This is a genomic window from Microbacterium sp. E-13 (assembly GCF_049912955.1).
Classification (GTDB): domain Bacteria; phylum Actinomycetota; class Actinomycetes; order Actinomycetales; family Microbacteriaceae; genus Microbacterium.
In genome coordinates this window covers 3,361,452-3,385,674 of sequence record NZ_CP183973.1, presented here as the reverse complement: position 1 = coordinate 3,385,674, position 24,223 = coordinate 3,361,452, and the positions used below count along the sequence as shown (strand labels likewise).

The window sequence follows — 24,223 nt, the reverse complement described above, 5'->3', positions numbered from 1 at the left end:
GGAGTTCTCATGACCACCCCCGTCAAGGATGGCGCAGCCACCGACACCGCCTCACTGGCGACAACCTCAGCCATCCGCATCGAACAGGCGAAGACCAAGCTGAAGATCCTCTCGGGACCGGTCGTCGGTCTGATCCTGCTCATCGTGGTGATGTCTTTCCTGTCACCGGTCTTTCTCACCCCGAACAATCTCGTCAACATCCTCGTGCAGGTGTCCTACATCGGAATCATGGCCGCTGGCGCCACGATGGTGATCATCCTCGGCGGCATCGACCTGTCCGTGGCCGCGGTGCTCGGGTTCAGCTTCATGGTGGTCGCGGTCACCTACAAGAACCTGGGATGGCCGTTCTGGCTGTCCATCATCGTCGGCCTGGCCGTCGGCGCAGGAATCGGCCTCCTCAATGGCGTGCTGATCGCCTACGGGCACATCCAGCCCTTCATCGCGACGCTCGCCACCATGTTCGCCGCGACCGGCCTGTCCCTGTACCTCACCAACGGCACTCCGATCCTCGGCCTGCCCGACTGGTTCCAGGGTCTGTCGCAGATCCGCTGGCTGGGCATCTCGTTGCAGGTGTACCTGATGATCGCGGTCTTCGTGATCGCGGGTCTCTGGCTGCGCTTCCGTCCGGCCGGTCGTTCGCTGTACGCCATCGGCAGCAACGAAGAGGTCGCCCGCCTCTCCGGCATCCGGGTGAAGGCCATGCAGCTGCGGGTGTACGCACTCGCCGGCCTGCTCGCCGCGATCGCCGGCCTGGTCGTCGGAGCTCGCTTGAACGCCGCTCAGCCCGGCGCCGGCAACTCCAGCGACCTGCTCTCCGTGATCGCCGCCGTCGTGATCGGCGGGGCGAGCCTCGCCGGGGGAGTCGGTTCGATGTGGGGCACGTTCGTCGGTCTCCTGATCATCGGCGTCCTGAACAACGGCCTCACCCTGCTCGACGTCTCCCCGCACCTGCAGCCGGTCGTCATCGGCGCGGTCATCATCCTCGCCGTGCTCAGCGACGGGCGCCTGTTCGCGATGCTGCGCAAAGGCCGCGCCGCGAGCGCACACTGAGAAGGAGTGCGAGATCCAATGTGGAGTCCGGAACTGTTCGCAGGCAAGGTCGTCGCCGTCAGCGGCGCGGCTTCGGGGATCGGCGCGGCGATCACGCGCCGCTTCCTCGAGGCGGGCGCCATCGTCGCCGCCGGCGACCTGCAGACATCCCTCTTCCCTCAGCTGCAAGATGAGGTCGGTCCCGACCTCAGCCGGCGTCTGCTGCCTCTGACGCTGGATGTATCCGACCCCCACTTGGTCGACGACTTCATGCACGCCGTCGTCGCGAAGCTCGGCCGACTGGACGTGCTCGTCAACAACGCCGGGATCGCACCCGTCGGCTCGGTCACCGAAACCACCGACGAGCTGTGGCGGAAAGTGATGGCGGTCGACGTCGACGGAGTGTTCTACCTGTCACGTGCCGCCCTGCCCCACCTCGAGCAGAGCTTCGGATGCATCATCAACACCGCCTCGGTCTCGGGGCTGGGCGCCGACTTCAACTACGCGGCGTACAACGCGGCCAAGGGTGCGATCGTGAACCTCACCCGCAGTATGGCGATCGACTACGGCAAGGCCGGGATCCGCACCAACGCGATCGCCCCGGGGCCGGTGCGCACCCCGCTGCTGGTGAAGAACCTCGAATCGCTTCCCGGTCTCGAGGACGCTTTCGGCAAGTTCATCCCGTTGGGACGGATCGCCGATCCCCGCGAGATCGCTGACGCCGCGGTGTACCTCGCGTCACCGGGCGCGTCGTTCATCAACGGCGCGATCCTGCCGGTTGACGGCGGCGTGACAGCTTGGAATGGTCAGCCCAACGGCGACTTCGTGCAGTAACGACACACTCGAGCGGAGAGACAGATGAAAGACGGAATGTTCGTGTTCGACTGTGCGGTGCACACTCAGGACTTCACGGATCGTCAGATCGCCCCTGGGACGGACGGGAGGAACGTTGTCGCGCACCGCGTCAACCAGGCAGGCTTCAATGAGCTGATGGCGTCCAAGGGCGGCCCGGCACCCAAGCCGGACTTCTACGACCCCGTCGACCCGGAATGGGCCAACGATCAGCTGTTCAAGCGCTCAGACACTGATGTCGCAATGGTGCAGACGGTGCCGCTGTTCGGCCCGTGGAAGGACTCGCTCGGCCCAGCGCAGCTCTGCTACGACCTCACCCGCAAGAATCCGGAACGGCTCCTCTTCACCGGTGGCGTGGACCCGAGCTGGCAGGGACTGGACTTCGCGCTGAACGAGATGGAGCGCCAGGTCCATGAGATGGGCGCGATCAGCTTCAAGTTCTACACATACCAGGACCGCGACCACTACTGGCGGGCTGACGACCGTGAGGTCGCGTATCCCCTGTATGAGAAGGCGCTCGAACTGGGCATCAAGATGGTGCAGTTCCATAAGGGCTATCCCCTCGGGATGCATCCGGTTGAGGCGTTCAAGCCGAACGACCTCCAGATGGCGGCGTACGACTTCCCCGACCTCAACTTCGGAATCCACCACATGGGCGACCCGTATGTCGACGAGATGATCTCGATCGCCGGGCGGTTCCCCAACATGCACCTGCTGCTGCCGCTGTGGTTCAACCAGTACTTCCTGCAGCCGTACGCGATGCTGCACCGGATCGGCCAGGCGCTCCTGTTCGTCGGCCCCGACCGCCTGGCATATGGCTCGGAAGGCTTCATCTGGCCTGACATCCAGTCGTACATCGACATGTGGGCGAACCTGGAGATGCCGGAGGAGCTCCAGGAGCGCTACGGGTACCCCGAACTGACCCGCGAGATCAAGGAGAAGGTCTTCGGACTCAGCTTCGCGCGCGGCCTCGGCTACGAGATCCCCGAGCAGTTCAAGAAAGCCGAAGTCTGATGAGCGTCGACCCGGACGAGCTGCAGGAGGCCCTGCAGTTCGTCCGACCCCGACTTCGCGGCCACGCCGGCGATATGAGCGCGACCGTCGGCGATGACGGCGACGTGGTCATCGAGTTCTACGGCGCGTGCGAGAGCTGCCCGTCCATGGCGGTCACGTACGCCGGCCTGGTGCAGACCTACGTCGAGCGGGTGCCGGGGGTACGTTCGGTCACAGCGCCGCAGATCCATGCCTCACCAGCGGTGCTCGCGAGCATCCGCCGACGGCTCGGCGTGCGTCCCGGTGGCCCGGTTCCCTTGGGTCTGCCCACCTCCCGGCCGCAGGACCCGCCAGGGGGAGCACGCGCGTGACCGGTGCCAACTATCTCGTCGTCGGCGCCAGCGGCGTCACCGGGGGAGCGATCGCCGGACACCTCAGCGCCACGGGGCGAGCCGTGACCGCGCTGTCGCGCTCCGGCTCACGCTCCGGTGACGCCGCCGCGGGCCAGACCGTGTTGCTGGGCGACTTGTCCAGAGAAGACGGCGTGCCGCGCGGATCGCTGAGTGACGTGACCGGTGTTGTGTACGCCGCGTACGTGGAAGACACGACGCACGCGGCAACCACGAGGCGGAATGCGGCGATGGTCCGCAACCTGCTGAATGCCCTGGATCGCGATGGGGCGGAAGTCGAACAGATCCAGCTCATCGGTGGCGGCAAGTCCTACGGTGAGCATCTCGGGCCGTACCGGACCCCGGCGAAAGAGGCAGACCCACGACTGCTCGGTCCCATCCTGTACAACCCGCAGGAAGACGCGATCCGGGACTGGGCGCACCGCAACGGCGCCAGCTGGACGGTGCTGCGTCCCGACGGCGTGATCGGTTGGGGTGCCCGCTCGCCGATGAACATCCTCTCCGGTGTCGCAGCATTCGCGATGCTCAGCCGGAGCGAAGGCGTCCCGCTCCGGTTTCCCGGCTCGTGGGGCGCGTGGCGAGCCCTGCATCAGGCAACCGACGCCCGGATCCTGGCACGCGCCGTGGAGTGGGCGTTCACTGCTCCGACCGCGAAGAACGACATCTTCAACGTCACCAACGGCGACCATTTCCGCTGGTGCCATCTGTGGCCGGCGATCGCCGAGTTCTTCGACATGCCCGCTGCGGAGCCGCAGCCGCTCGATCTGGAAGCCCACATGTTCGACCGGGACGCGGAATGGGCGGAGCTGACCACACGTCAGGGCCTGCGCGCGACATCCTTCCGCGACTTCGTGGCGTGGCCCTTCGTTGAAGCATGGTGGCGCACGGACTTCGACATGGTGCAGAGCACGATCAAGATCCGCCAAGCCGGGTTCGCCGACTGCATCGACAGCCACCAGAGCTTTGTCGAGCATCTTTCCGCCCTGCGAGACGACCGCTTCATCAGCTGACCACCGTCGGCACCCCGTAAGCCCACCGTCCGCACTGCGATACCCCCTTCCCGATAGTTCCAAAAACATGGACACAGTGTCCGCAAATAGGTAGGATAGCGACATGAGCGAAGACGCCAGGCGCGGATCGATCATCGATTCGGACGCCGTTACGCAGCACGCCGAACTTGCGCGTTTGTCGCAGCTCGTTCGCTGGCACATCCTGAACACGGTCACCCAGAGCAAGGCCGGCCACATCGGGGGACCGATGTCGATGACGGATCTGCTCGTCGCGCTGTACTTCGAGACGCTTCGGATCGACCCGGTCAACCCTCACGACCCTGACCGCGACCGCTTCGTGCTGTCGAAAGGCCACTCGGCCATCGGGCTCTACAGCGTCCTCGCGCTCCGGGGGTACTTCCCGGTCGAAGAGCTCGCCACGTTCGACCACGGAAACTCTCGGCTGCAGGGGCACCCCGACATGAAGCTGACGCCGGGAGTGGACGTGTCCACCGGGTCGCTCGGCCAGGGCCTGTCCGCCGGGGTCGGCATCGCGCTGGGTGCGAAGAAGCTCGGCGCGGACTACCGCACCTGGGTGATGATGGGCGACGGCGAACTGCAAGAGGGAATGGTCTGGGAGGCCTTCAACTCCGCCAGCCGCTACGGACTGAACAACCTGATCGCGATCGTCGACCTGAACGGCCTGCAGCAGTTCGGGTGGCCGCCCGTCGCCGGCCGCGACAGATTCGACCGCAGCGACCCGTGGTCCCACGTCGACCTGCACGCAATCCTCGCCGGCTTCGGGTGGAACGTGCTCAGCGTGGACGGCCACGACTTCGGCGAGATCCTGGCCGCGTACGAGGCCGCCGTGGACAACGGGTCCAACACCGACAAGCCGACGGTGATCCTCGCGCGAACGACCAAGGGCCACGGTCTGTCATTCACACGGGGAACCTACAAGTGGCACAACGGCGTGGCTACGCCGGAGCAGCTCGAGATCGCACGACGCGAGCTCGCAATCGAGGAGGCGACCCTGTGAAGGCTCAACGCGACGTGTGGGCGGACACCCTTGTCGAGATCGGTGCAGACGACCCCAGCGTCGTCATCGTCGACGGCGACCTGGCCAACTCGACCAAGGCAGACAAGTTCGCCGCCGCCTATCCCGACCGCTTCGTCGAGGTCGGCATCGCCGAGCAGAACATGGTGGGCATCGCCTTCGGGCTGACCTCCGCCGGGTTCCGGCCGTGGCTGTCCACGTTCGGCGTATTCCTCACCCATCGGGCATTGGACCCGATCCGGATGCTGGTCTCCCAGACGCAGGCACCCGTCCGGGTCGCCGGCGCCTACAGCGGTCTCCTCAACGGCAGCAGCGGCAAGACGCACCAGGACATCGAGGACCTCGCCATCATGCGGGCCATGCCCAACATGACGGTTCTGGCACCCGTGGACGAGATCGAGGCTGCCGAAGTCACGCGCTGGGCGTCGCAGCACGGCGGCCCCGTCTACGTGCGGCTGGCTCGTGACGCGGTGCGGCAGGTCCTCCCCGACGACTACCGCTTCCGGCTCGGCGAAGCGGTCACGCTGCGAACCGGGGGTGTGGTCGCGCTGGTGTCGACCGGAGTGCAGAGCTCGCGGGCGTACGAGGCCGCGGAGCTCCTGGACGAGGTCGGCCTCCACGTCCGCGTCATCCACCTGCCGACAATCAAGCCGCTGCACGTTCCGTCGTTCCTCGAGGCCGTCGACGGCGCCCGCATCGTCATCACCGTGGAAGAGCACAGCATCATCGGCGGCCTCGGTGGGCTGGTGAGCGAAACCCTCGCGGAGCAGCCGAACCGACCCCGAGTCGCACGGCTGGGCCTTCAGGACGCGTGGTCGGAATCCGGACCCAACGACTTCCTGCTCGACAAGTACGGGCTGTCCCCCGAGCGCGTCGCGGAGCAAGTCCGCGAGTACCTCAACTCCGCGGACGCGACCGCGCTGTCGACGGTGGGGGATGCGGCATGAACGCCGGCCTCAGCACGCTCCCCGACAGCCTGTACATCGCGGGGCAATGGCGCGGCTCAGAAGACGCCTCCACGTTCCCGGTGCACGACCCGGCGACCGGCGAGGTGATCACCCAGGTGGCCGATGCCACCCCCGCGGACGCGCTCGCAGCGCTCGATGCCGCCGCAGCGGCTGGCGATGCATGGGCACAGACCGCCCCGCGGGTGCGTGGTGAGATCCTGCTGCGTGCCTTCGACCTGGTCAACCAACACGCCGAGGACCTGGCGCGGCTCATCACGCTCGAGATGGGCAAGCCCCTCAGTGAATCGGCCGCCGAAGTTCGATACGGCGGCGAGTTCCTCCGATGGTTCGCCGAAGAGGCGGTCCGCATCGGCGGGCGCACCGGGATCACCCCGGAAGGTTCGGGCACCATGATCGTGACCCACCGGCCGGTCGGACCGTGCTACCTGATCACGCCATGGAACTTCCCGCTGGCGATGGCCACGCGCAAGATCGGGCCTGCTCTCGCCGCGGGCTGCACGGTGATCATCAAGCCGGCGGCGCTCACCCCACTTACCACGCTGTACGTCGTCTCGCTGCTGGAGCAGGCGGGTGTGCCTGCGGGCGTCGTCAACGTCATCCCCAGCACACGGTCAGCCGCCCTGTCGGACGTCCTCATGCAAGACATCCGGCTGCGTAAGGTCAGCTTCACCGGGTCGACCGAAGTGGGCCAGACGCTGCTCAAGCAAGCCGCCGACAACGTGTTGCGCACGTCGATGGAGCTGGGCGGGAACGCGCCCTTCCTGGTCTTCGACGATGCCGACCTGGACGCGGCGGTCGAGGGGGCGATGCTGGCGAAGTTCCGAAACGTTGGACAGGCCTGCACCGCAGCGAACCGGTTCCTTGTGCAGGCCGGCATCCACGACGAGTTCGTGGAGCGGCTCGCGGAGCGGGTCAGCGCGCTCCGCGTCGGCCCCGGCCTCGAGGCGGGAATCGACATCGGCCCGCTCATCAACGAGGGTGCCGGCCGTCGCATCCGTGCGCTCGTCGACGACGCCATCCAGAGCGGCGCCTACGAGATCGTGGGTGGGGCGAGCGTCGAAGGAGCCGCCTACTTCCCGCCGACCCTCCTCACCGACGTCCCTCCCAGCTCACGATTGTCGCGCGAGGAGATCTTCGGTCCGGTCGTCGCCATCACCAGGTTCGACACGGAGGATGAAGGTGTCGCCCTCGCCAACGACACCGAGTATGGGCTCGCAGCCTACGCATTCACAGCCGACCTGGCGCGGGCGAACCGGCTCATGGCGACGGTCAACGCCGGGATGCTCGGAGTGAACGCGGGTGTGATCTCCAATCCCGCCGCACCGTTCGGAGGCACCAAGCACTCCGGCATGGGACGCGAGGGCGGCAGTGAGGGCATCCACGAATACCTCGACACCAAGTACGCGTTCGTCCCGAACGTGGGCTGAGAACCGGCCGCGGATACGCGGTCGAGCCCCTCGCCAGGCCATGCTCTCGGCCGCACACGCAGCGTCGGGAGTGCTCGGGTCCGAAAGCGTCGCCAAGTGGTATCAGCGCTCATCGGCAACGACATCCGCCACCGCTCCGCGGAGCGTGGCGACAACCTGCGCGATATTCGATCTCTCCGCACTGCCCGGACGGCGAACCAGATACAGCGTGTTGATCGGGGGGTCGTCGGTGGGGAAGAGATCGACCAGCTTGCCGGTATCGAGTGCGCCCCTGCACAGGTAGCTGGGCAGCACCGTCACACCGGCACCGCCGATCGCGGCGCCTCTGAGGGCGCGGAGGTCGGGGAATGTGAGGGAAGGCTGCACTTCGAGGCGGGCGCCGAAGACGTGGCGCCAGTATCTGCGCAGCACCGGCACGTCCGTCGCGTACGCCAGGAGCGGGAGTGCCGTGGCGGCCTTGGCGACCGCCCAGGGTGGGGCGTTGTCTCCTGCCGCGGCCCTGACGTTCCGGTCGATCAGTGGAGCGCCCACCAGCACGAACGTCTCGTCCACCAGCGGGCTGGCTACCAGCGCGCGTCCTCTGGGCCGCTCCGATGCGATGACGAGATCCAGTGTTCCTGACCGCAAGCCGTCGAAGAGCCCTTCGGTGACCCCGGGAACCACGTGCAAACGCAGGCCATCCGCTATCAGCGGCGCAACGGCGGGAACGACGACTTCGGCCAGCAGTTCGGCGGAACCGCCCAGACGCACCGGCGGCTCGACGACGTGACCGCTGCCGGTCTCTCTCAGTGCGACAGACAGCTCTTCGAACGGGCCCCGAAGCCGTGCAGCGATCTCGTCAGCTCGAGCCGTCGGCGACACTCCGCGAGCACCGCGGACGAACAATCGTTCGCCCACCGCCCGCTCGAGCGCCTGCAACTGCGAGGAGACGGCCGGCTGGGTCACACCGACTTCGCGTGCGGCCGCTGAGAGCGAGCCGGTGGCGTGGACAGCGAGGAACGTCCGCCAGAGTGGAAGGCGAGCTAGCCCATCAGGATCGTTATAGCTCACATCAACAAGCTATCGGAAGAGTGCAGAGCCGTGAGCCGTTGTGGCTGAACGTCGCCTGATCCGGCGCAACCGTTAGGAGCCTGAATGTCCACTGTTCTCTTCGTCGTCAGTTCCGCCCGCACATGGACGCTGTCCGATGGCACAGCTCACCCCACCGGCTTCTGGGCCGAAGAACTGCTCACGCCCTACCGCCTGCTCACCGGGGCCGGTCACGACGTGCAGTTCGCCACGCCCGACGGGGCTGCTCCCGTGGCAGACGCGGCTTCCTTCGGAGACGACGGAGATGCAGAGCGGGACGAGCTCGCCGCCATTCCCGGCCTCGCCACCCCGCTCCCGATCTCCGAGGTCCGCCTCTCTGCCTATGACGCCGTCTTCTATCCCGGTGGGCATGGCCCCATGGAGGACCTCGCACACGACGCGCACTCCGGCGCGCTCATCACCGATGCCCTCGCGGCCGACAAGCCGATCGCTCTGGTGTGTCACGGACTCGCCGCCTTGCTCGCCGCCACTCGGCCGGACGGCACCCTTGCCGCAGCCGGGCGACGCGTCGCCGCTTTCACCGACGCCGAGGAGAAGCAGGCCGGCCTTGCCGACAGGGCACCGTGGCTGCTGGAGTCCACCCTTCGCGATCGTGGCGTCGTCGTCGACCCGGCCGAGCCTTGGGCCGACCACACGGTGACGGACGGCAACCTGGTGACCGGCCAGAACCCGCAGTCGTCGGCCTCGGTTGCGGAGGCACTGCTCCAGCGGCTCGCCTAATCGATGGGGTGGGGCCCGGCTGGGCCCCACCAATCCGTCTGGGCGCCGCTGCATGCCTACCTCGTGCCCGGGTCGCGGCCGGTGCGCCTCCGACGAACGTGCGCACTCCGCATCATCCTGGGGGAGTGACGAAGGATGGCGCCGCCGCGGCGGAGGACGCCGGCGCGAAGGCCGACACGAGCTACGTCGCCACCAGTTCCAGCTTTCACCGCTGGCCGGAGCCATCGCAGACCGGTTCTCCACACGACCGGGCGAGCGGCGCAGGTCGAACGCCACGGAATCGACCTGACCCAGCCACGCGGCCCGCGCGGACGAGCGCCTTCTCCGACGGAGCAGGTTCAGGCGTATCCCGTCCCCCAGAGGGGGGCGAGCGACACGGCAACGACGATGAGGGCCGTCGAGCCTCCCAGCGCGACGATGTCGATGAGGGGGAGCACTCGCGTGGCGATCCGCCGGATCACACTCACGAGGAGCACCGCTGCCGCACCGGCTGCGCATACCACTAGCAGCCAACCGACCATCCACGTGAGCATCGCCACGTTCTCGGCCGCGTCGAGCGCGGCAGGATTCCCGGCATTTCCCACCCAGAGCGCGTTGTACAGCCACAGCGAGAGCACCGCTCCTGTGGACAGCGCGAGGGCAAGGACCCCGGGGATCGTCGGCCGATCCTGCGTCACCGCCTCCGCATTCACAGGCGGACTCTAGCGGAGCGCTCGCCGTGGTGTCGACGGCGCACGCCTGCGCTCCCGCTGGCCGGACTCATTTCCCGCTCCTTTACGGCCGCCTTGCTACAGTCCAGCGCGTCCCCACTGGGATGGTTTGACAACAATGAGGTTGAGGAGACGAGATGGCCGGACGACGAGGGAAGCGAGTCGCGATCATCGGTGCGGGTCCGGGGGGACTCACCGCGGCGCTCGCATTCTGGAAGGTCGGGTTCGACGTCACCGTCTACGAGCGCTCGCATGAGGTCCGTTCGATCGGCGGCGGGATCGCACTGTGGCCGCCGCCGATCAAGGCGCTCGAGATCCTCGGCGTGGGTCCCGACTCGCTCGGTGCGGTGTCGGACCCGCGGTTCATCCGCCCGAGCGGAAAACTCGTCGCCGCCTACCCGACCGTCGCCGATTCCGAGATCGACGTGCCCCTGTGGATCGGCGCGATGCGCACCACGCTGTACGAGCAGATGCTGGCGCAGCTTCCCGCCAGCGTCATCGAGACCGGCAAGCGCTGCACCGCCGTCCGGCAGGACGACGCATTCGCCTATGCCCAGTTCGACGACGGCACCGTCGTCGAAGCAGACCTCATTCTCGGGGCGGACGGTCTCCACTCCGTCGTGAGGCAGTATTTCGAGGGCGACAAGCCGGTGCGTGACAACCACCTCACGCTCTGGCTCGGCCACACGTTCGAGTCGTTCCCCGATCGCTCCCAGACGCGCATGGTGATGGACCCGCGCGGCTACCAGTGCAGCTACACCCCGATGACCTTTCAAGGCCGCCCCGGCTACCACTGGTGGGTCATGGAGCGTCGCGATTCGACGACGCCGCTCCTCGAGGGCGCCGAGATGAAGGCGCACATCATGAGCATCGTGAAGGACATCCCGCAACCTCTGCCGGCGATGATCGAGGGGACGCCCCTGGAGAGCATCTTCCCGTGGGTCATCCGAGACCGCGAGCCGCTGGCGACGTGGGTCGATCGCCGCATCGCCGTGCTGGGCGACGCCGCGCACGCCACCAATCCTTACGCGGGGTACGGGGCAGGGATGGCCGTGGTCGACGGGTTCTACCTCGCCTGCGCCTTCGCGGACGTGGACCTCGGCGATACGGCCGCCGTCTCGGCGGTCCTGGCCCAGTACGAGGCTGACAGGAAGCCCGAAACGGATGCCGTGGTCGCCTTCGCGTACATGATGGGTCAGCTCATGCACACGCCGAACAAGCTCAAGGCGCTCTCGCGTGACTTGCTGCTGGATCGCACGCCGTTCCTGCGCAAACAGCTCGCCAAGCAGTACGGTGAACCGCTCACGGCGGCGTTCCGGATGGTCGTCGAGTTGGGCAAGCGGATGCCGGCAGCCCGCGAGAACGCGGCCCTGTGAGTCCAGGAGGAGAAGACCAGATGCCCGACGCCCCAACGGTGCGACCCGAATCCGTCGGGATGAGCTCGGAGCGACTCGCGCGGTTCGTCGCGACGGTCCAAGCCGACATCGATTCAGGTCTGCACCACGGCGCCGCAGTTCTGGTCGCCCGCCGCGGGGAGGTCGTGCTCCGGCAGGGCATCGGCTATTCGGACCTCGCGGCCGGCCGCCGCACCCGGCCGGACGACATCTACCTGCTGATGTCGACGGCTAAGTCCTTCACCGCGCTCCTCGTGCTGCAACTCGTCGACCGTGGCGACGTCGGCTTCGACACCCGCGTCGCCGAGGTCATCCCGGAGTTCGGCGTGAGGGGCAAGGAGCGCGTGACGATCCGCCAACTCCTGACCCACACGGGCGGCACCTGGGCGGGATTCGTGCCGCCACCGCCGGTACCGTGGGGCCCGCTCTGGGGCGACATGGCGGCCATGACGGCGGCGGTGAGCGCGCAGCAGATAACGCACGCGCCAGGGGCGCGGGTCATCTACAACCCCTTCGCCAGCTACAACATCCTCGGCGAGATCGTGCGTCGCCTCGACGCCCGCCAGCGCACCTTCCGGCAGATCGCGAAAGACGAGCTCTTCGAGCCGCTCGGTATGGTCGATTCCTCTTTCGGGCTCGCGCTCGATGCGCCCCGGCGCGTCCCGCTCCGCATGGCGGAGACGACGCCCGGCGCTGCCGAGGTCAACGTCATGGAATCGCTGAACGATCTCGTCGACGAGACCTTCGAGCTCCCGGCGGGCATGGCGTTCGGAACAGTCGACGATCTCGTGCTGTTCGCCGAGACGCTGCGCAGGAGAGGCACATCGGGAACGGTCCGCGTACTCTCGCCGGCCATCGTCGACTACGCGTACCGCAATCACACCGGCGAGATGTCGAACGAGTTCTGGGACTTCAACAAAGAGACCCGCGGCATCGCCGACTTCCCCGCGAACTTCTCGATGGGTGGTGGCTACGTGCGGGGGACCGGTCACTTCATGACCCCCCTCGGGCAGCTCGCCTCCCCGTCCGCGTTCGGCTCCGTCGGATCCGGATCGACGATGTGGATGGTCGACCCCGAGCGGGAACTGACGTTCGTCTTCCTCTCCTCGGGGCTGCTCGAAGGCCTCCACCATTTCCAGCGACTGCAGCGGCTGTCGGACCTCGTGCTCGGCGCGGTCGACGACTGAAAGGAAATCAGGCTCTTGAACGACGAACTCGCGCGGCGGGTCAACTACCTCTACGACCGCGTCATGATCTCGGAAGCGGTGCGCCGCTACTTCTTCGCGCTCGACGAGAAGAGGTGGGATGACCTCTCCGAGGTGCTCGACGACGAGTTCCTGCTGGCGGCGGCGCCGATCACCGGCGACCTGGGCAGGCTGCCGATCGACGAGTTCATGGAAGGCCTCATCGCCCGCAACGGCGGCTTCGCCGGCACCGTCCACTTGAACCCCGACCACATCATCTCGATCGACGGCGATGTCGCCCACGTGAAGTGCCACATGTACTGCCCGCACTGGGTCGACGAGACCGACGAGGGACTCTACCTGGCGTGGGGCTCCTACGACATCGACCTGCGCCGGAAGGGCGACGGGTGGGTGCTGACAGACCTGGTGCTCCACATCGATGGTTCCCGGGGCGACGCGGCGGGCGTCTACGCCGCCGCGGCGGAACGCCAGCGAAGCGTGTCGTGAGCTGAGCCGACGACCTACGGGGAGTAGCCACGATGAACGGCGCGATCCTGATCCGCGGCGGCCGGATCCTCACCATGGATCCCGTGCTCGGCGAGCTCGACGGTGACGTCCTCATCGAGGACGGCGCGATCGTCGCAGTGGCCGCCGGCCTGGAGGCGCCGCATGCGCGCATCGTCGATGCGTCGGCCAGCTTCGTGCTGCCCGGCTTCGTCGACACGCACCGCCACGCCTGGCAGTCGGTCGTGCGCTTTCTCGGCTCCAGTTGGGATGTGAACCAGTACATGGCGCGCGCTCACCAGGTGATCGCGCCGGCCATCAGCCCCGAGGAAGCTTTCCTCGGTGACCGGCTGTCGGCGCTGTCCTGCCTCGACGCCGGGATCACGACAGTGTGCGATGAGTCGCATGTCCAGCACTCGCCGGCTCACACCGAACGGGTCATCGAGGCCCTGCGCCTGTCGGGCATCCGCGCGCGGTTCGGATTCGGCTGGTCCGCGGGGCCGCACAACCTGCTCGGCAGCGACGACCCTCATCCGGCGCATCTCGAGGCGACGCGCGCCGGTCTGCTCGGCGACGACGCGGCTCTGGTGACGATGTACGCGATGCTCCGCGGCCCGGTGCTGTCCAGCTCCCGCCGGTGCCTCGACGACGTCGCCCGCGCTCGCGCGCTCGATCTGCGGATGTCGTTCCACGTCGGTCACCCGAACACCGAGGGCCGCCGGGAGATCTCCCTCTTGGACGATCTGAAGCTCCTCGGGCCCGACATGCTGTTCATCCACGGCGGGCAGTCCTCGGACGAGGAACTGCGCATGATGGCCGACGCGGGGATCTCGCTGAGCATCGCCGCCGTCGTCGAGAGCCGGATGGCGGGTATCGGCAGGCCGGTCACCTCGCGCGCGCTCGCCGCCGGCGTCGCCCCGTCGTTCAGTGCCGACACCGAACTCGCGGCGGCGGGTGACATGTTCGGCGTCATGCGTGCCGCCTATATGGCCGACCAGCTGGAACGGATGACGCTGACCGAGGCCGGCGCCGACGCCGGGGCGCTCCCGGAACTGACGCCTCAGGCACTTCTGCAGTTCGCGACGATCGGTGGCGCGAGGGCCTGCGGCCTGGGCGCGGTGACCGGGTCTCTCACGCCCGGGAAGAAGGCCGATCTCATCCTCATCGACCGCGACGCACCCAACCTGATCTCGCCGGCCGACAGCGCGACGCGCATCGTGACCGGGGCACATCCCGGCAACGTCAGCACCGTGTTCGTCGACGGGGTGGAGCACAAGTCCCACGGCGTGCTCCGCCAGCGGGCCGCCCTCGACGACCTGCGCGAGCCTTTGCACATCTCGGGGCAGCGTCTTCTCGCTCTCGTCGACGAGAACCGTCGCACGAGCTGACTCGTCAGCCGGACGCTCAGCGCCCGCCGCTCGGTCCCCTCCGGTGGAGCTCGGCGAGCTCTTCCACGATGTGCCGGTAGACGGCGCCGGTCGCCCGCGTCATGCCGAGTTCGCACGTGCGATTGCAGCTCGCGTGCAGCTCCGAGTCCGCGGCGCGCACCTCGGCGGCTTCTCGTCGCGTCGCGGAAGCCGTGAGCTCGGGGTGCAGGAGGCCGCGGTCGCCGGCGAAGGCGCAGCAGCCCCAGTCCTGCGGAACTCTGACGTCGTCGGCGACAGCCGCCGCGACGAGCGCCATGTCGGCATCGAGCCCGAGCCTCGCCGACGAGCACGTCGGATGCAGGCTGACCGAGCCGGCCTTCGTCGCCGGGGGAAGCTTCGGCAGCAGCTCGTTCGCCACGAACGTCACGACGTCGACCACCTCGACGTGCGGCAGCCGCGTGGCCAGCATGGATCGCAGGCCCTCGGTGCAGGACGACGCGTCGCACAGCAGCGGAAGCCTGCCTTCGTCCGTCGACTCGCGCACGGCGGCCACCACGCGCGCCGCCATCCGCTCGTAGCCGCCGGGAAGGCCCTTCGACGACCACGGTGTGCCGCAGCAGAGTCCGTCGACGTCGGCGATGAGGGCGACCTCGATATCGGCGAGCTCGCAGAGCTCCTGGAACGAGCGCTGCACGCCCGGTCCGGAGGCAGGGCCGAACATCGTGTTGACGCACGCGGGGAGATACGCGGCCACCTCGACACCCGCAGCGGGCCTCCGCGATCCGCGGCGCCGCCCGCCGGCCGGCAGCTCCGGCGACCAGAGCGGCACCGTGTCTGCGCCGAGAGCCGCGCGTGCCAACCGGTTCGGCGTGCCGACGAGCGATGCCGGAACCGCTTTGGCCACGGTGAGGGCGGCGGATGCTGCGACCGTGCCCGCGCCCCACACGCCGGCGGCTGCGGTCCAGGCCCCGCGCTCCAGCGCGGTGTGATCGGCGACGCGAAGCCGCTTGACGAGGTCGCCGGTGTTGATCAGCACCGGGCACGCCGTCTGGCACATGCCGTCGACGGCGCAGGTCTGCACGGAGTCGTAGCCCTCGTCGCGGGACAGCTCGGCGACGAGCGCGGTGTCGCCGCTCCGTCGCGCCCGCTCGCGTGCCCGCCGCACGACGATCCGCTGCCGCGGCGTGAGAGTCAGATCGCGGCTCGGGCACACCGGTTCGCAGTAGCCGCACTCGACGCACCTGTCGGCCTCGATCTCGATGGCCGGGGTCCAGGCGATGTCGCGGAGGTGGCTCCGCGCGTCAGTGGGGATGATCACACCGGGATTGAGGCTCTCGGTGGGGTCGAACAGGCGCTTGATCTCGACCATGACGGCGTACAGCTCGGCGCCGTACTGCCGCTCGACGAAGGGTGCCATCATCCGTCCCGTGCCGTGCTCCGCCTTGAGCGAGCCACCCGCCGCAAGCACGAGGTCCACGAGGTCGTCGGTGAACGCGGCGAACCGGTCGAGCGCGCCGTCAGCCGCGAAGTCGTCGGTGACCATGAAGTGGATGTTGCCGTCCTTGGCATGGCCGAAGATCACCCCTTCGGGGTAGCCGTGCGCGGCGAGGAGCGCCTGTACGCCGCGGCACGTGCGGCTGAGCTCGGCGACCGGCACGACGATGTCTTCGAGGAGGGCGGTGGTTCCCGATGGACGCGCTCCCGCTACGGCGGCGTAGAGTCCTTTGCGCAGGTGCCAGAGAGCTGCGCGCTCCGTCGAGTCGGCGGTGAACACGGGGACGACTCCAGCGTGTTCCAGCGCCCCCCGGCCGCCCGCGACGAGGGCGTCGAGGGCAGCCGTCGTGGGCGCCTGGTACTCGATCAGCAGAGCCGCATGCTCGTCGACGTCGAGTTCACGCACGGTCGCCGGTGACGCGGAGTCGAGCGCGCCGACCCGGAGGGACGCGGCATCCATCAACTCGATCGTTGCGGCGCCCGATGCGACGAGCGCCGGCAGCACATCGGTCGCCGCCGTGAGGGAAGGGAAGACGACGAGCGCCGTCGCCGCGGCAGGCAGAACGGGAACGGTGCGCCAGGTCACCGACGAGATGAAGCCGAGAGTGCCTTCGCTGCCGATCATCAGGTGCATCAGGATGTCGAGCGGCCGGTCGAAGTCGAGGAACGCGTTCACTCCGTAGCCCATGGTGTTCTTCATGGCGAAGAGGCGCTCGATCGTCGCGACCGACTGCCGGTCGGCTCGAACGCGATCGCGCAGCGCGAGGAGGCCCGCGACCAGGGCGGGCTCGTGGCGCGCCAGATCGGCGTCGGCGTCCACGGCGGCCGTGTTGACGATCGTTCCACTGGGCAGGACGATCTCCATCGCGGCCACCGTGGCGTAGCTGTTCGCCGTCGTGCCGCACGACATGCCGCTCGAGTTGTCGGCGACGACGCCCCCGATCGTGCATGCCGCCTCGCTCGCGGGATCGGGGCCGATCCTGCGCCCGTGCCGGAGCAGCGCGGCGTTGACGCGCCGGACCGTCGACCCAGGACCCGTCTTCACGAGCTGCCCGCGATCGAGTACCTCGACCGACCCGAAGTTCTTTCGCACGTCCACGAGGATGCTGTCGCTGACGCTCTGCCCGCTGAGACTCGTGCCGCCCGAACGGAAGGTGATCGGACGCGACGTCGCAACCGCTTCCCGCATGAGCGCGGCCACCTCGTGCGCGCTCGCCGCGACCGCCACCTCCTCGGGAATCAGCAGGAAGTGGGAGGCGTCGGGGGCGTAGGCGTGCCGATCGATCGCTCGCGTGCGGCGCTCGATCTGGGCTCGAGTGGGGACCGGCATGCCGCGATCATCCCGCACGCTCCGAATTCCGCGCGAAATGCCTAGAAGCGGAGTCTTTGGAGCAGCTGACGCGTGGAATCGGTGGGGGTGATGCCGAGGGTGGCGAGGGCCTCCTCGCAGTTGCGGAACGCCGCGATCACCCCGTCTCCGTCGCCGACCGCGGCCGCGATCCGCATCTGCAGGCGCCACGCGCGCTCACGGTAGGGATCGCGAGCCAGCACCGTGCCGACCAGCACGTCGCTCGTGCCGTAGTCGGCGGTCTCGAACGCCGCCTCGGCCGCAGCATGGCGGAGGTCGACATCGAGATCGTTCCACCTCCGCCGGTGGTCGTTCGACCAGCCGGAGCGCGATCCGGGCATGAACTCCCCACGGGGCAGGTCATCCAGAGCCGACATCGCGAGTGCGAGCCGCTGCGCGCCCTGCACGTTGCGCAACCGCAGCAGACGCGTGCGCATAGTGGTGAAGTCGCTTTCCAGGGAGCCGAGGTTCCAGGTGACGGCGTCGGCGTTCACCGTGATGCACCCCGGGTCCGCGAAGATCTCCCGGATGCCGCCTGCCGCCATCCGCAGATACGCCCCCGCCGCCTGATTGCTCTTGCTGTCGAAGAGTGCGCTGATGATGTCGTCGCGCGCAGCGCTCCCGCCGCGCCAGGCGAGGTAGGAGAGAAGCTCGACGCTCTTGATCAGCTTCAGCTTGTGCCGTCGGCCTCCGACGAGGAGCGCCGGCTCCTCGAACTCCAGCACGTGAACGCTTCCCACGCGGTGCGCGCCTCCCGACATGGCGATCACCGCGCGGCCGAGGTCGTGCCAGGCGGAATCCGGGTCGGTCTCCGCGTCCAGCCGGCGAGAGAGCACTGCGGGAAATTCCCGGAGGGCGTGGATGAGTGCGTGTCGCGAGCCGGTGCGATCGGCCGACCGCAGCGCGAGGTCGGCCGCCGCATCCGATGCCGCGTCCTCGTGAAGCCGCCACTCCGCTTCGGCGAGGTAGACCGCGGCGATCGGCAGGAACAGCAGCCGATCCCACTCGGTCATGACCGCCACGGCCTCGCGAAGGTGGCGGGCGGCGAGGTCGTCGTCATCGTCATGCAGCGCGCACAGACCGCGCCACAGCGAGAGCTGCTCGACGACGCGCACACGGCGCAACGCCGTCGGCTCCTGCTGCACCGCGTCGAGGATGGCGGAGGCGAGGGCCGTGTCGCGGCTGAACCGCAGGGCGAGCATGGCCTCCGTCAGCGAAGCGAACATGCGATACAGCGGGGAGCCGGTCCGGGTCAGCACGTCTCGCCCGCGAATGAGCGTCGACCAGGCCTCCTCGGGCTTGTCGAGCTCGGCGAGCAGCTCCGCCCGCATCCGCACCTGAGTCCACCCTGGCCCGGTCGTCAGCTGGTCGAGCTGAACCTGCGCCTCTTCGAGGCGTCCGAGCCCCGTGAGGGCGCCCAGTCGAGCGCCGCGGACGGCGTCGTAGCGGGTCGTGCTCGCACCGAGGACGCGCTCGAACCTCCCGTGGGCGAGATCGATTCGCGCGAGCATGCCGTCGACCTCGGTGTCGGAGTCCTGAGGGCGGTCCCGGTAGTGCACCGGGCTGTCGACGAGCTCCACGCCGATCGCGAACGACATGATGTCGGTCTGCGGCCCCGCCGGCGCGTTCGCGAGGACGCGCTGCGCATCTTCGATGCGCCCCATCAGGAAGTAGCACCAGGCCATCGCGCTGAAAAGACCCGAGTCGATCGTTTCGCCGGGATGCCGCGTCGCGAGCGTGAGGAGCCGGTCGGCACCGATCGCACCTGCGGCGTACTGCTCTCGCTCGAGCGCGACCAGCAGTTCCGCGGCCGTCATCGCGATCGAGGAGTCGATCCGCCCGCGCCGGAAGGCGCCGAGCCAGCGCGCGGCCAGATCGACATCGAGACGGCGCACGACGGAGAGGATGACCGCGTCCGCCGTGTCCTCGGCCTGTGCGACGTCGCCGGCGCGGAGGTACTCGTCGATCGCATCCTCGTCACGGCCCTCCTCGACCAGGAGAGCGGCGTGCGCAGCCCTGATGGCGCGCACGATTCCGGGTTCCCGATCCTCGAGTCGCTCGAGGAGGTACTCGCGAAAGCGGGGGTGGCACCGCATCCGGTGCGGCTCCGGGAAATCGACGGGGAGGTGACGCCCGCGCAGCAGAGTGAGGACAGACGCCGAGCCGGCTATTCCGAGCGCCTCCGCTCGCGATGCCGTCACCTCGTCCAGCACCGAGGTGGTGACGAGGAACTCCTGCGCCGTGGCCGGCAGCGCCGCCATGATCTCCGAGGAGAGGTACGTGCGAAGCGGGTCGGTCTCGCCCCCCGTGCCGAACACGTGCCGCGACGATCGCCAGGAGTCGAACAGCACGCCGGTGAGCCAGCCTGCGGTCGCTTTCACGACTTTCGCCGCGTCGACATCGTGCCGGTCGAGTCCGTCGAGGAGCTGGCGGGCTTCGTCGACCGTCAGGGCCAGATCGGATTCGCCGAGCTCGGCCACCTCTCCGGCGATCCGGAGGCGAGCGAGGTCTAGGGGGACCTCCTGACGTCCGATGAGGACGATCCGGGACTCCTCGGGGAGATATCGCACGAAACTGTCGAGCGCCTCGAGGGCGACGGGCGCATCGATGATGTGCTCCAGCTCATCGATGACGATGGTGATGCTCCGGGTGCCGATCGCCTCTGCGAGAAGCGCGGCGGCCTCCGGATGGGCCACCCCGCCGGAGAGTGCGCTCGTCGCCGCGGGCGCGATCGTCGCATCGGCGTTGCGCAGCGACCCCTCGAGGTAGCTCAGCAGCCGACCGGCCGACACGTCCGAACGATCCAGGGTGAGCCAGGCAGGCAGCCGCGCGGTGGCATGGAGCGCATCGATGACGGCCGCGGTCTTGCCCGAGCCGGCGGTCGCCGTCACGGTGAGCACGCGCGCCCGCGTGAGAAGGTCCGCGATCAGGGCGTCGAGGCGAGGACGCGCGCGCTGCGGGTCGCCCGCCCGCGGGGGTTCGAGCTTGCCCCGCACCAGACTGCGTTCCGTTATCACCATCGGTTCGACCTCTTCGTCTGCGTGGGTCAATTGTGCCCCCGGCTCGAGACGCGGGCGCAAATGTCGGCGAAATCACTCTGTTCGCACTCCTGAGAAGACGGGATTCCGGGCCCCCGGGCGGCGCAGCCCATCGACCGCGTCGTGGCTGTCGAGAACAAACCGGCGACACCATTTCGCCTCGCTTTGCAGACCCTTGGCATCGTGACCGATCGGGGTCGACGACCTCGCCCGTCAACTCTCTCGACATGAAAGAAGGCCTCATGACCACGCCGTATCCGCGCGACAGGATGTACCGCACCTACCTCGAGGACTACCAGGCCAAGTGGGCCGACTACTTCACCTTCAAGCGCGAGGACGGAATCCTCGAGATGTGCATGCACCTCAACGGGGGGCCGGCGAAGTGGAGTCTCGAGCTGCACCGCGCCTTCATCCCGGCTCTGCAGGACGTGCACTTCGATCCGGAGAACGAGATCCTCATCATCTCGGGCACCGGCGATTCCTTCCTGGACTCGATGGACCCCGACGGCTGGGAGCGTTACGACTTCCGGCAGCCCATGTCGTTCGACCGGGGTTACGACTTCTGGTACTTCGATCAGGTCCACGAGCCCTTCGCGCTGCTCAACCTCGAGATCCCGGTCATCGGCGCCATCAACGGGCCGTTCTTCATCCATCAGGAACTGGCTCTTCTCAACGACATCGTCATCGCGACCGAGAGCACCGTCATGGCGGACGGCCACTACACCGGCATGGGAATCGTGCCGGGCGACGGCGTGCAGACGATCTTCCGGGAGCTCATGGGCGTCAACCGTGCCAAGCACTTCCTGCTGACCGGACGAACCATGGGGGCACAGGAGATGCTCGACCTCGGCATCATCGCCGAGATCGTGCCCGACGGGACGGTTCTCGACCGGGCCTGGGAGATCGCGCGCGCGGTCTTCAAGCCGCGGGCCCGCTCGACCCGGGCGATGACCCGTGCGCTCCTGATCCAGCCCTGGCGGAAGCTGCTCGTCGACGAGCTTCCCAACGGCATGGCACACGAGAGCTGGGGTGTGCACGGCTACTGGGGCATGGCCGAGAAGGGCTACGACATCGAGAAGCTGAGAAACGACTGATGCCCGTCGTCCATCACGCCAACATCCGGATCCGAGATGCCCGGGCATCCGTCGGCTTCTACCGGGCCCTCGGATTCGAGCACGTCGGAACGCTCGCGCTCGGCCCGGGCTACACGCTGCTGTTCCTCGGCGATCCCGCGGGCGGCGCGGTGATCGAGCTGGTGGTCAATGACACGACCGATCCTGCGTACGACAGGTCCTCCGGCTCGGGGCACCTCGGCGTCGAGGTCGAAGACATCGATGCGAGCCTCACGGCGCTCTCCGCCCTCGGTGTCGTGCCCGAGGCCCCGCCGGCATCGCCCGCGGGGCGGGCGGATCTGCGTCCGATCGCATTCGTCCGCGACCCCGACGGAACGCGTGTCGAGCTGCTACAGCGCCCGTGGCCGCTGCCGTCCGACCCGCTGCCGGCCGACCTGGCGCTGGACTGATGCGCTACGCCAGGCAGCGGGTCGCCACGCGTGACGGCGTCGAGCATCGCCTCGTCGTCAGCGGCAACGGCGGCGCCACGTGGTGGGATGTGCGGCGTGGCATCGTCGAGCTGGAGCTGGCCCGCGGCGCGACCCCAGCGGGCGCGCTCCGGCTCGCCGCCGCCCTCGCCCCGGGCAGTCTCTCGGCGGCGCTGGCCGGCGGAGGTCGCTTCGAGGACGTCGTGTCGGAGGTCGTCGGGGCGGAACCCGACGCGGCCGAGGTGAGCGCCGACGGGTTCGCGAATGCCATCGACCCCGCCAGCTATCGCGACTTCATGGTGTTCGAAGAGCATTTCTCCTTCGGCTACCGGTGGCAGGGAAAGCCGGTTCCAGAAGTGATGTACGAGTTGCCGGTCTCGTACGCCGGCGACCCGCTGTCGTTCATCGGTCCCGGGGACGAGATTCCGTGGCCCGCCTACACGGAGCGGCTGGACTACGAGCTCGAACTCGGGATCGTGATCGGCAAGCAGGGCACCGACCTCACGCCCGAGACGGCTCTCGACCATGTGCTCGGACTCACGATCCTGAACGACGTCAGCGCGCGCGACATCCAGGGGCGGGAGATGACGGGTGGTCTCGGCCCTTCGAAGGGCAAGCATTTCGCCTGCGTGACGGGGCCGGTGGTGGTCTCGCTCGACGAGCTGCCGCCGAGCATGGCGATGCGGGCCTCGGTCAACGGCGAGGTGCTGTGCGATGCGCGCAGCGACGAGATGGTGTGGTCGATCGCCGAGATCGTCGCGTGGGCATCCCAGGGTGAGAACCTCGCGCCGGGGGCGTTGCTCGGATCGGGTACCTGCAACGGCGGCTCGACGATCGAGCTCGGCCGCACGCTCGGTCCGGGCGACGAGATCGTCCTGGAGATCGAGCAGCTGGGCACCCTGCGCAACACCCTCGGCACCCCCGCCCGGAGCGCGTGGAACCCGCGAACACGGTCACGCAACAGCGACGGCACTTCAGGGGAGCACCACTTCCTCACGTGATATCTCCCGAACACGGGGACGAGACGAGGCGTCTTCGCCGACCCCGGGAGCGAGACCACCGGTTTCGCCGGGGATCCCTGGCTTCTCGCGCGGGAGCGTGCGATTGCCGCATCGTAAAGAACGCCGTTTCCTTCACGCTGTTCGGTCAACAACCGCTGCTGACGTTTCCCAGAATGGGACTCATCGCGTCGAACTGCCGCGAGTGTCGAGAAAGAGGAGTTCCCCATCGTCAGCTCAGTTCCCGTCAGCACGCCGATCGGCGGGGGAGAGGTGCGCCCCGTCTATTTCGTGTCCGACAGCACGGGGATCACCGCTGAGACGCTGGGCAGCGCGCTGCTGGCGAACTTTCCCGGCGCCCGGTTTCAGCGACACACGTACCCCTTCGTCGACAGCGTGGACAGTGCGCGCCGGCTCGTGACGAAGGTGCGGGCGGCGGCCGAGGCGGGCGCCCGGCCGCTCGTGTTCACCACCATGAAGTCCCCCCGGGTGCTGGCCGAGATCGAGGACTCGGGGGCCGTTGTCATCGATCTGCTGGGCGGCCATCTGCGAGAGGTCGAAGCGGCACTCGGCACGACGGCATCCGAGCAGCTCGGTCAGTACCACGGGGTGGGTGACATCGAGCGCTACTTCGCGCGCATGCGGGCGGTGGAGTACGCGATAGAGCACGACGACGGTCAGAGCATGCGCGCGCTGGATGCGGCGGATGTCATCATCATCGCGCCGTCGCGATGCGGCAAGACCCCCACGACGATGTACCTCGCGTTGCAGTACGGGCTGCTGGTCGCCAACTACCCGCTCACCGACGACGACTTCCCGTCCGACGGCCTCCCCGTCGCGGTGGGCCGCTATGCGAAGAAGTGCTTCGGCCTGACGACGACGCCACTGCGCCTCAGCCAGGTGCGTCACGAGCGGCGCCCGGATTCCACGTACGCCAGCCTCGCGCAGTGCACGCTCGAACTGCGCCGCGCCGAAGACCTCTATCGCCGCAACCGCGTGCCGTTCCTCAACTCCTCGACGAAGTCGGTGGAGGAGATGTCCGCGGTCATCATGCAGTCCATGAGACTGCGCGCCTGAACCCGCCCCACACCGGAAACCGCCGGCCCTACAGA

At 68.2% G+C, this 24,223-nt stretch carries 21 protein-coding genes; 17 read left to right on the top strand and 4 right to left on the bottom strand.

The window, feature by feature from the left end:
- Positions 1 to 9: 9 nt before the first annotated feature.
- The 8 genes from ACN9MP_RS15760 to ACN9MP_RS15725 all read left to right on the top strand — a co-directional run bounded on the left by ACN9MP_RS15760 (position 10) and on the right by ACN9MP_RS15725 (position 7,725).
- Positions 10 to 1,050, top strand: a complete 1,041-nt coding sequence (locus tag ACN9MP_RS15760) for an ABC transporter permease (RefSeq protein ID WP_426321710.1) — start codon at positions 10 to 12, stop codon at positions 1,048 to 1,050.
- Between the two features lie 18 nt (positions 1,051 to 1,068).
- Positions 1,069 to 1,863: an SDR family NAD(P)-dependent oxidoreductase gene (locus tag ACN9MP_RS15755; RefSeq protein WP_426321708.1), complete on the top strand. Its 795-nt coding sequence runs from the start codon at positions 1,069 to 1,071 to the stop codon at positions 1,861 to 1,863.
- A 24-nt stretch (positions 1,864 to 1,887) separates the two neighbouring features.
- Positions 1,888 to 2,895 (top strand): amidohydrolase family protein, encoded by a 1,008-nt coding sequence (locus tag ACN9MP_RS15750; RefSeq protein WP_426321706.1) that lies wholly within the window; start codon positions 1,888 to 1,890, stop codon positions 2,893 to 2,895.
- Complete coding sequence (locus ACN9MP_RS15745) at positions 2,895 to 3,245, top strand: NifU family protein (protein WP_426321704.1); 351 nt, start codon at positions 2,895 to 2,897, stop codon at positions 3,243 to 3,245. Before ACN9MP_RS15750 ends, ACN9MP_RS15745 begins: the two co-directional genes overlap by 1 nt.
- Complete coding sequence (locus tag ACN9MP_RS15740; RefSeq protein ID WP_426321703.1) at positions 3,242 to 4,294, top strand: SDR family oxidoreductase; 1,053 nt, start codon at positions 3,242 to 3,244, stop codon at positions 4,292 to 4,294. Before ACN9MP_RS15745 ends, ACN9MP_RS15740 begins: the two co-directional genes overlap by 4 nt.
- Before the next feature lie 103 nt (positions 4,295 to 4,397).
- Positions 4,398 to 5,312, top strand: a complete 915-nt coding sequence (locus ACN9MP_RS15735) for a transketolase (protein ID WP_426321701.1) — start codon at positions 4,398 to 4,400, stop codon at positions 5,310 to 5,312.
- The gene (locus ACN9MP_RS15730) at positions 5,309 to 6,277 is read left to right on the top strand and encodes a transketolase family protein (RefSeq protein WP_426321699.1); all 969 of its coding nucleotides are present in this window, start codon (positions 5,309 to 5,311) and stop codon (positions 6,275 to 6,277) included. The genes ACN9MP_RS15735 and ACN9MP_RS15730 overlap by 4 nt, the downstream gene beginning before the upstream one ends.
- Positions 6,274 to 7,725, top strand: coding sequence for an NAD-dependent succinate-semialdehyde dehydrogenase (locus ACN9MP_RS15725; RefSeq protein ID WP_426321698.1), 1,452 nt, complete (start codon positions 6,274 to 6,276; stop codon positions 7,723 to 7,725). Before ACN9MP_RS15730 ends, ACN9MP_RS15725 begins: the two co-directional genes overlap by 4 nt.
- Before the next feature lie 102 nt (positions 7,726 to 7,827).
- Here the strand turns inward: ACN9MP_RS15725 and ACN9MP_RS15720 are convergent, their stop codons facing one another.
- A complete protein-coding gene (locus ACN9MP_RS15720; RefSeq protein WP_426321696.1) occupies positions 7,828 to 8,775 on the bottom strand; it encodes a LysR family transcriptional regulator in 948 nt (315 codons plus the stop codon).
- Positions 8,776 to 8,859: 84 nt separating this feature from the next.
- Here ACN9MP_RS15720 and ACN9MP_RS15715 point away from each other — a divergent pair, with 84 nt between their 5' ends.
- Entirely contained in the window at positions 8,860 to 9,534 is a 675-nt protein-coding gene (locus tag ACN9MP_RS15715) for a type 1 glutamine amidotransferase domain-containing protein (protein WP_426321694.1), read from the top strand.
- 338 nt (positions 9,535 to 9,872) lie between these two features.
- Here the strand turns inward: ACN9MP_RS15715 and ACN9MP_RS15710 are convergent, their stop codons facing one another.
- The gene (locus ACN9MP_RS15710) at positions 9,873 to 10,226 is read right to left on the bottom strand and encodes a hypothetical protein (protein WP_426321692.1); all 354 of its coding nucleotides are present in this window, start codon (positions 10,224 to 10,226) and stop codon (positions 9,873 to 9,875) included.
- A gap of 155 nt (positions 10,227 to 10,381) precedes the next feature.
- Here ACN9MP_RS15710 and ACN9MP_RS15705 point away from each other — a divergent pair, with 155 nt between their 5' ends.
- Genes ACN9MP_RS15705 through ACN9MP_RS15690 form a run of 4 tightly spaced genes read left to right on the top strand, consistent with a single transcriptional unit; the run spans position 10,382 to position 14,714 of the window.
- Positions 10,382 to 11,620, top strand: a complete 1,239-nt coding sequence (locus ACN9MP_RS15705) for an FAD-dependent oxidoreductase (RefSeq protein ID WP_426321691.1) — start codon at positions 10,382 to 10,384, stop codon at positions 11,618 to 11,620.
- A 20-nt stretch (positions 11,621 to 11,640) separates the two neighbouring features.
- Positions 11,641 to 12,825 carry a serine hydrolase domain-containing protein gene (locus tag ACN9MP_RS15700; RefSeq protein WP_426321689.1) on the top strand — a complete coding sequence of 395 codons (1,185 nt, stop codon included), beginning with the start codon at positions 11,641 to 11,643 and terminating at the stop codon, positions 12,823 to 12,825.
- A 15-nt stretch (positions 12,826 to 12,840) separates the two neighbouring features.
- Complete coding sequence (locus tag ACN9MP_RS15695) at positions 12,841 to 13,329, top strand: nuclear transport factor 2 family protein (protein WP_426321687.1); 489 nt, start codon at positions 12,841 to 12,843, stop codon at positions 13,327 to 13,329.
- 32 nt (positions 13,330 to 13,361) lie between these two features.
- Positions 13,362 to 14,714 (top strand): amidohydrolase family protein, encoded by a 1,353-nt coding sequence (locus tag ACN9MP_RS15690; protein WP_426321683.1) that lies wholly within the window; start codon positions 13,362 to 13,364, stop codon positions 14,712 to 14,714.
- A gap of 16 nt (positions 14,715 to 14,730) precedes the next feature.
- Here ACN9MP_RS15690 and ACN9MP_RS15685 read toward each other — a convergent pair whose 3' ends face one another.
- Both ACN9MP_RS15685 and ACN9MP_RS15680 read right to left on the bottom strand, forming a co-directional pair.
- Positions 14,731 to 17,517, bottom strand: a complete 2,787-nt coding sequence (locus ACN9MP_RS15685; RefSeq protein WP_426321681.1) for an FAD-binding and (Fe-S)-binding domain-containing protein — start codon at positions 17,515 to 17,517, stop codon at positions 14,731 to 14,733.
- Between the two features lie 41 nt (positions 17,518 to 17,558).
- The gene (locus ACN9MP_RS15680; protein WP_426321679.1) at positions 17,559 to 20,555 is read right to left on the bottom strand and encodes a BTAD domain-containing putative transcriptional regulator; all 2,997 of its coding nucleotides are present in this window, start codon (positions 20,553 to 20,555) and stop codon (positions 17,559 to 17,561) included.
- A gap of 245 nt (positions 20,556 to 20,800) precedes the next feature.
- Here ACN9MP_RS15680 and ACN9MP_RS15675 point away from each other — a divergent pair, with 245 nt between their 5' ends.
- From ACN9MP_RS15675 to ACN9MP_RS15660, 4 genes are all read left to right on the top strand, one after another.
- The gene (locus ACN9MP_RS15675; protein WP_426321677.1) at positions 20,801 to 21,667 is read left to right on the top strand and encodes an enoyl-CoA hydratase/isomerase family protein; all 867 of its coding nucleotides are present in this window, start codon (positions 20,801 to 20,803) and stop codon (positions 21,665 to 21,667) included.
- Entirely contained in the window at positions 21,667 to 22,095 is a 429-nt protein-coding gene (locus tag ACN9MP_RS15670; RefSeq protein ID WP_426321675.1) for a VOC family protein, read from the top strand. Before ACN9MP_RS15675 ends, ACN9MP_RS15670 begins: the two co-directional genes overlap by 1 nt.
- Positions 22,095 to 23,114 (top strand): fumarylacetoacetate hydrolase family protein, encoded by a 1,020-nt coding sequence (locus ACN9MP_RS15665; protein ID WP_426321673.1) that lies wholly within the window; start codon positions 22,095 to 22,097, stop codon positions 23,112 to 23,114. The genes ACN9MP_RS15670 and ACN9MP_RS15665 overlap by 1 nt, the downstream gene beginning before the upstream one ends.
- Before the next feature lie 255 nt (positions 23,115 to 23,369).
- Positions 23,370 to 24,188, top strand: coding sequence for a pyruvate, water dikinase regulatory protein (locus ACN9MP_RS15660; protein WP_426326079.1), 819 nt, complete (start codon positions 23,370 to 23,372; stop codon positions 24,186 to 24,188).
- Positions 24,189 to 24,223: the final 35 nt, after the last annotated feature.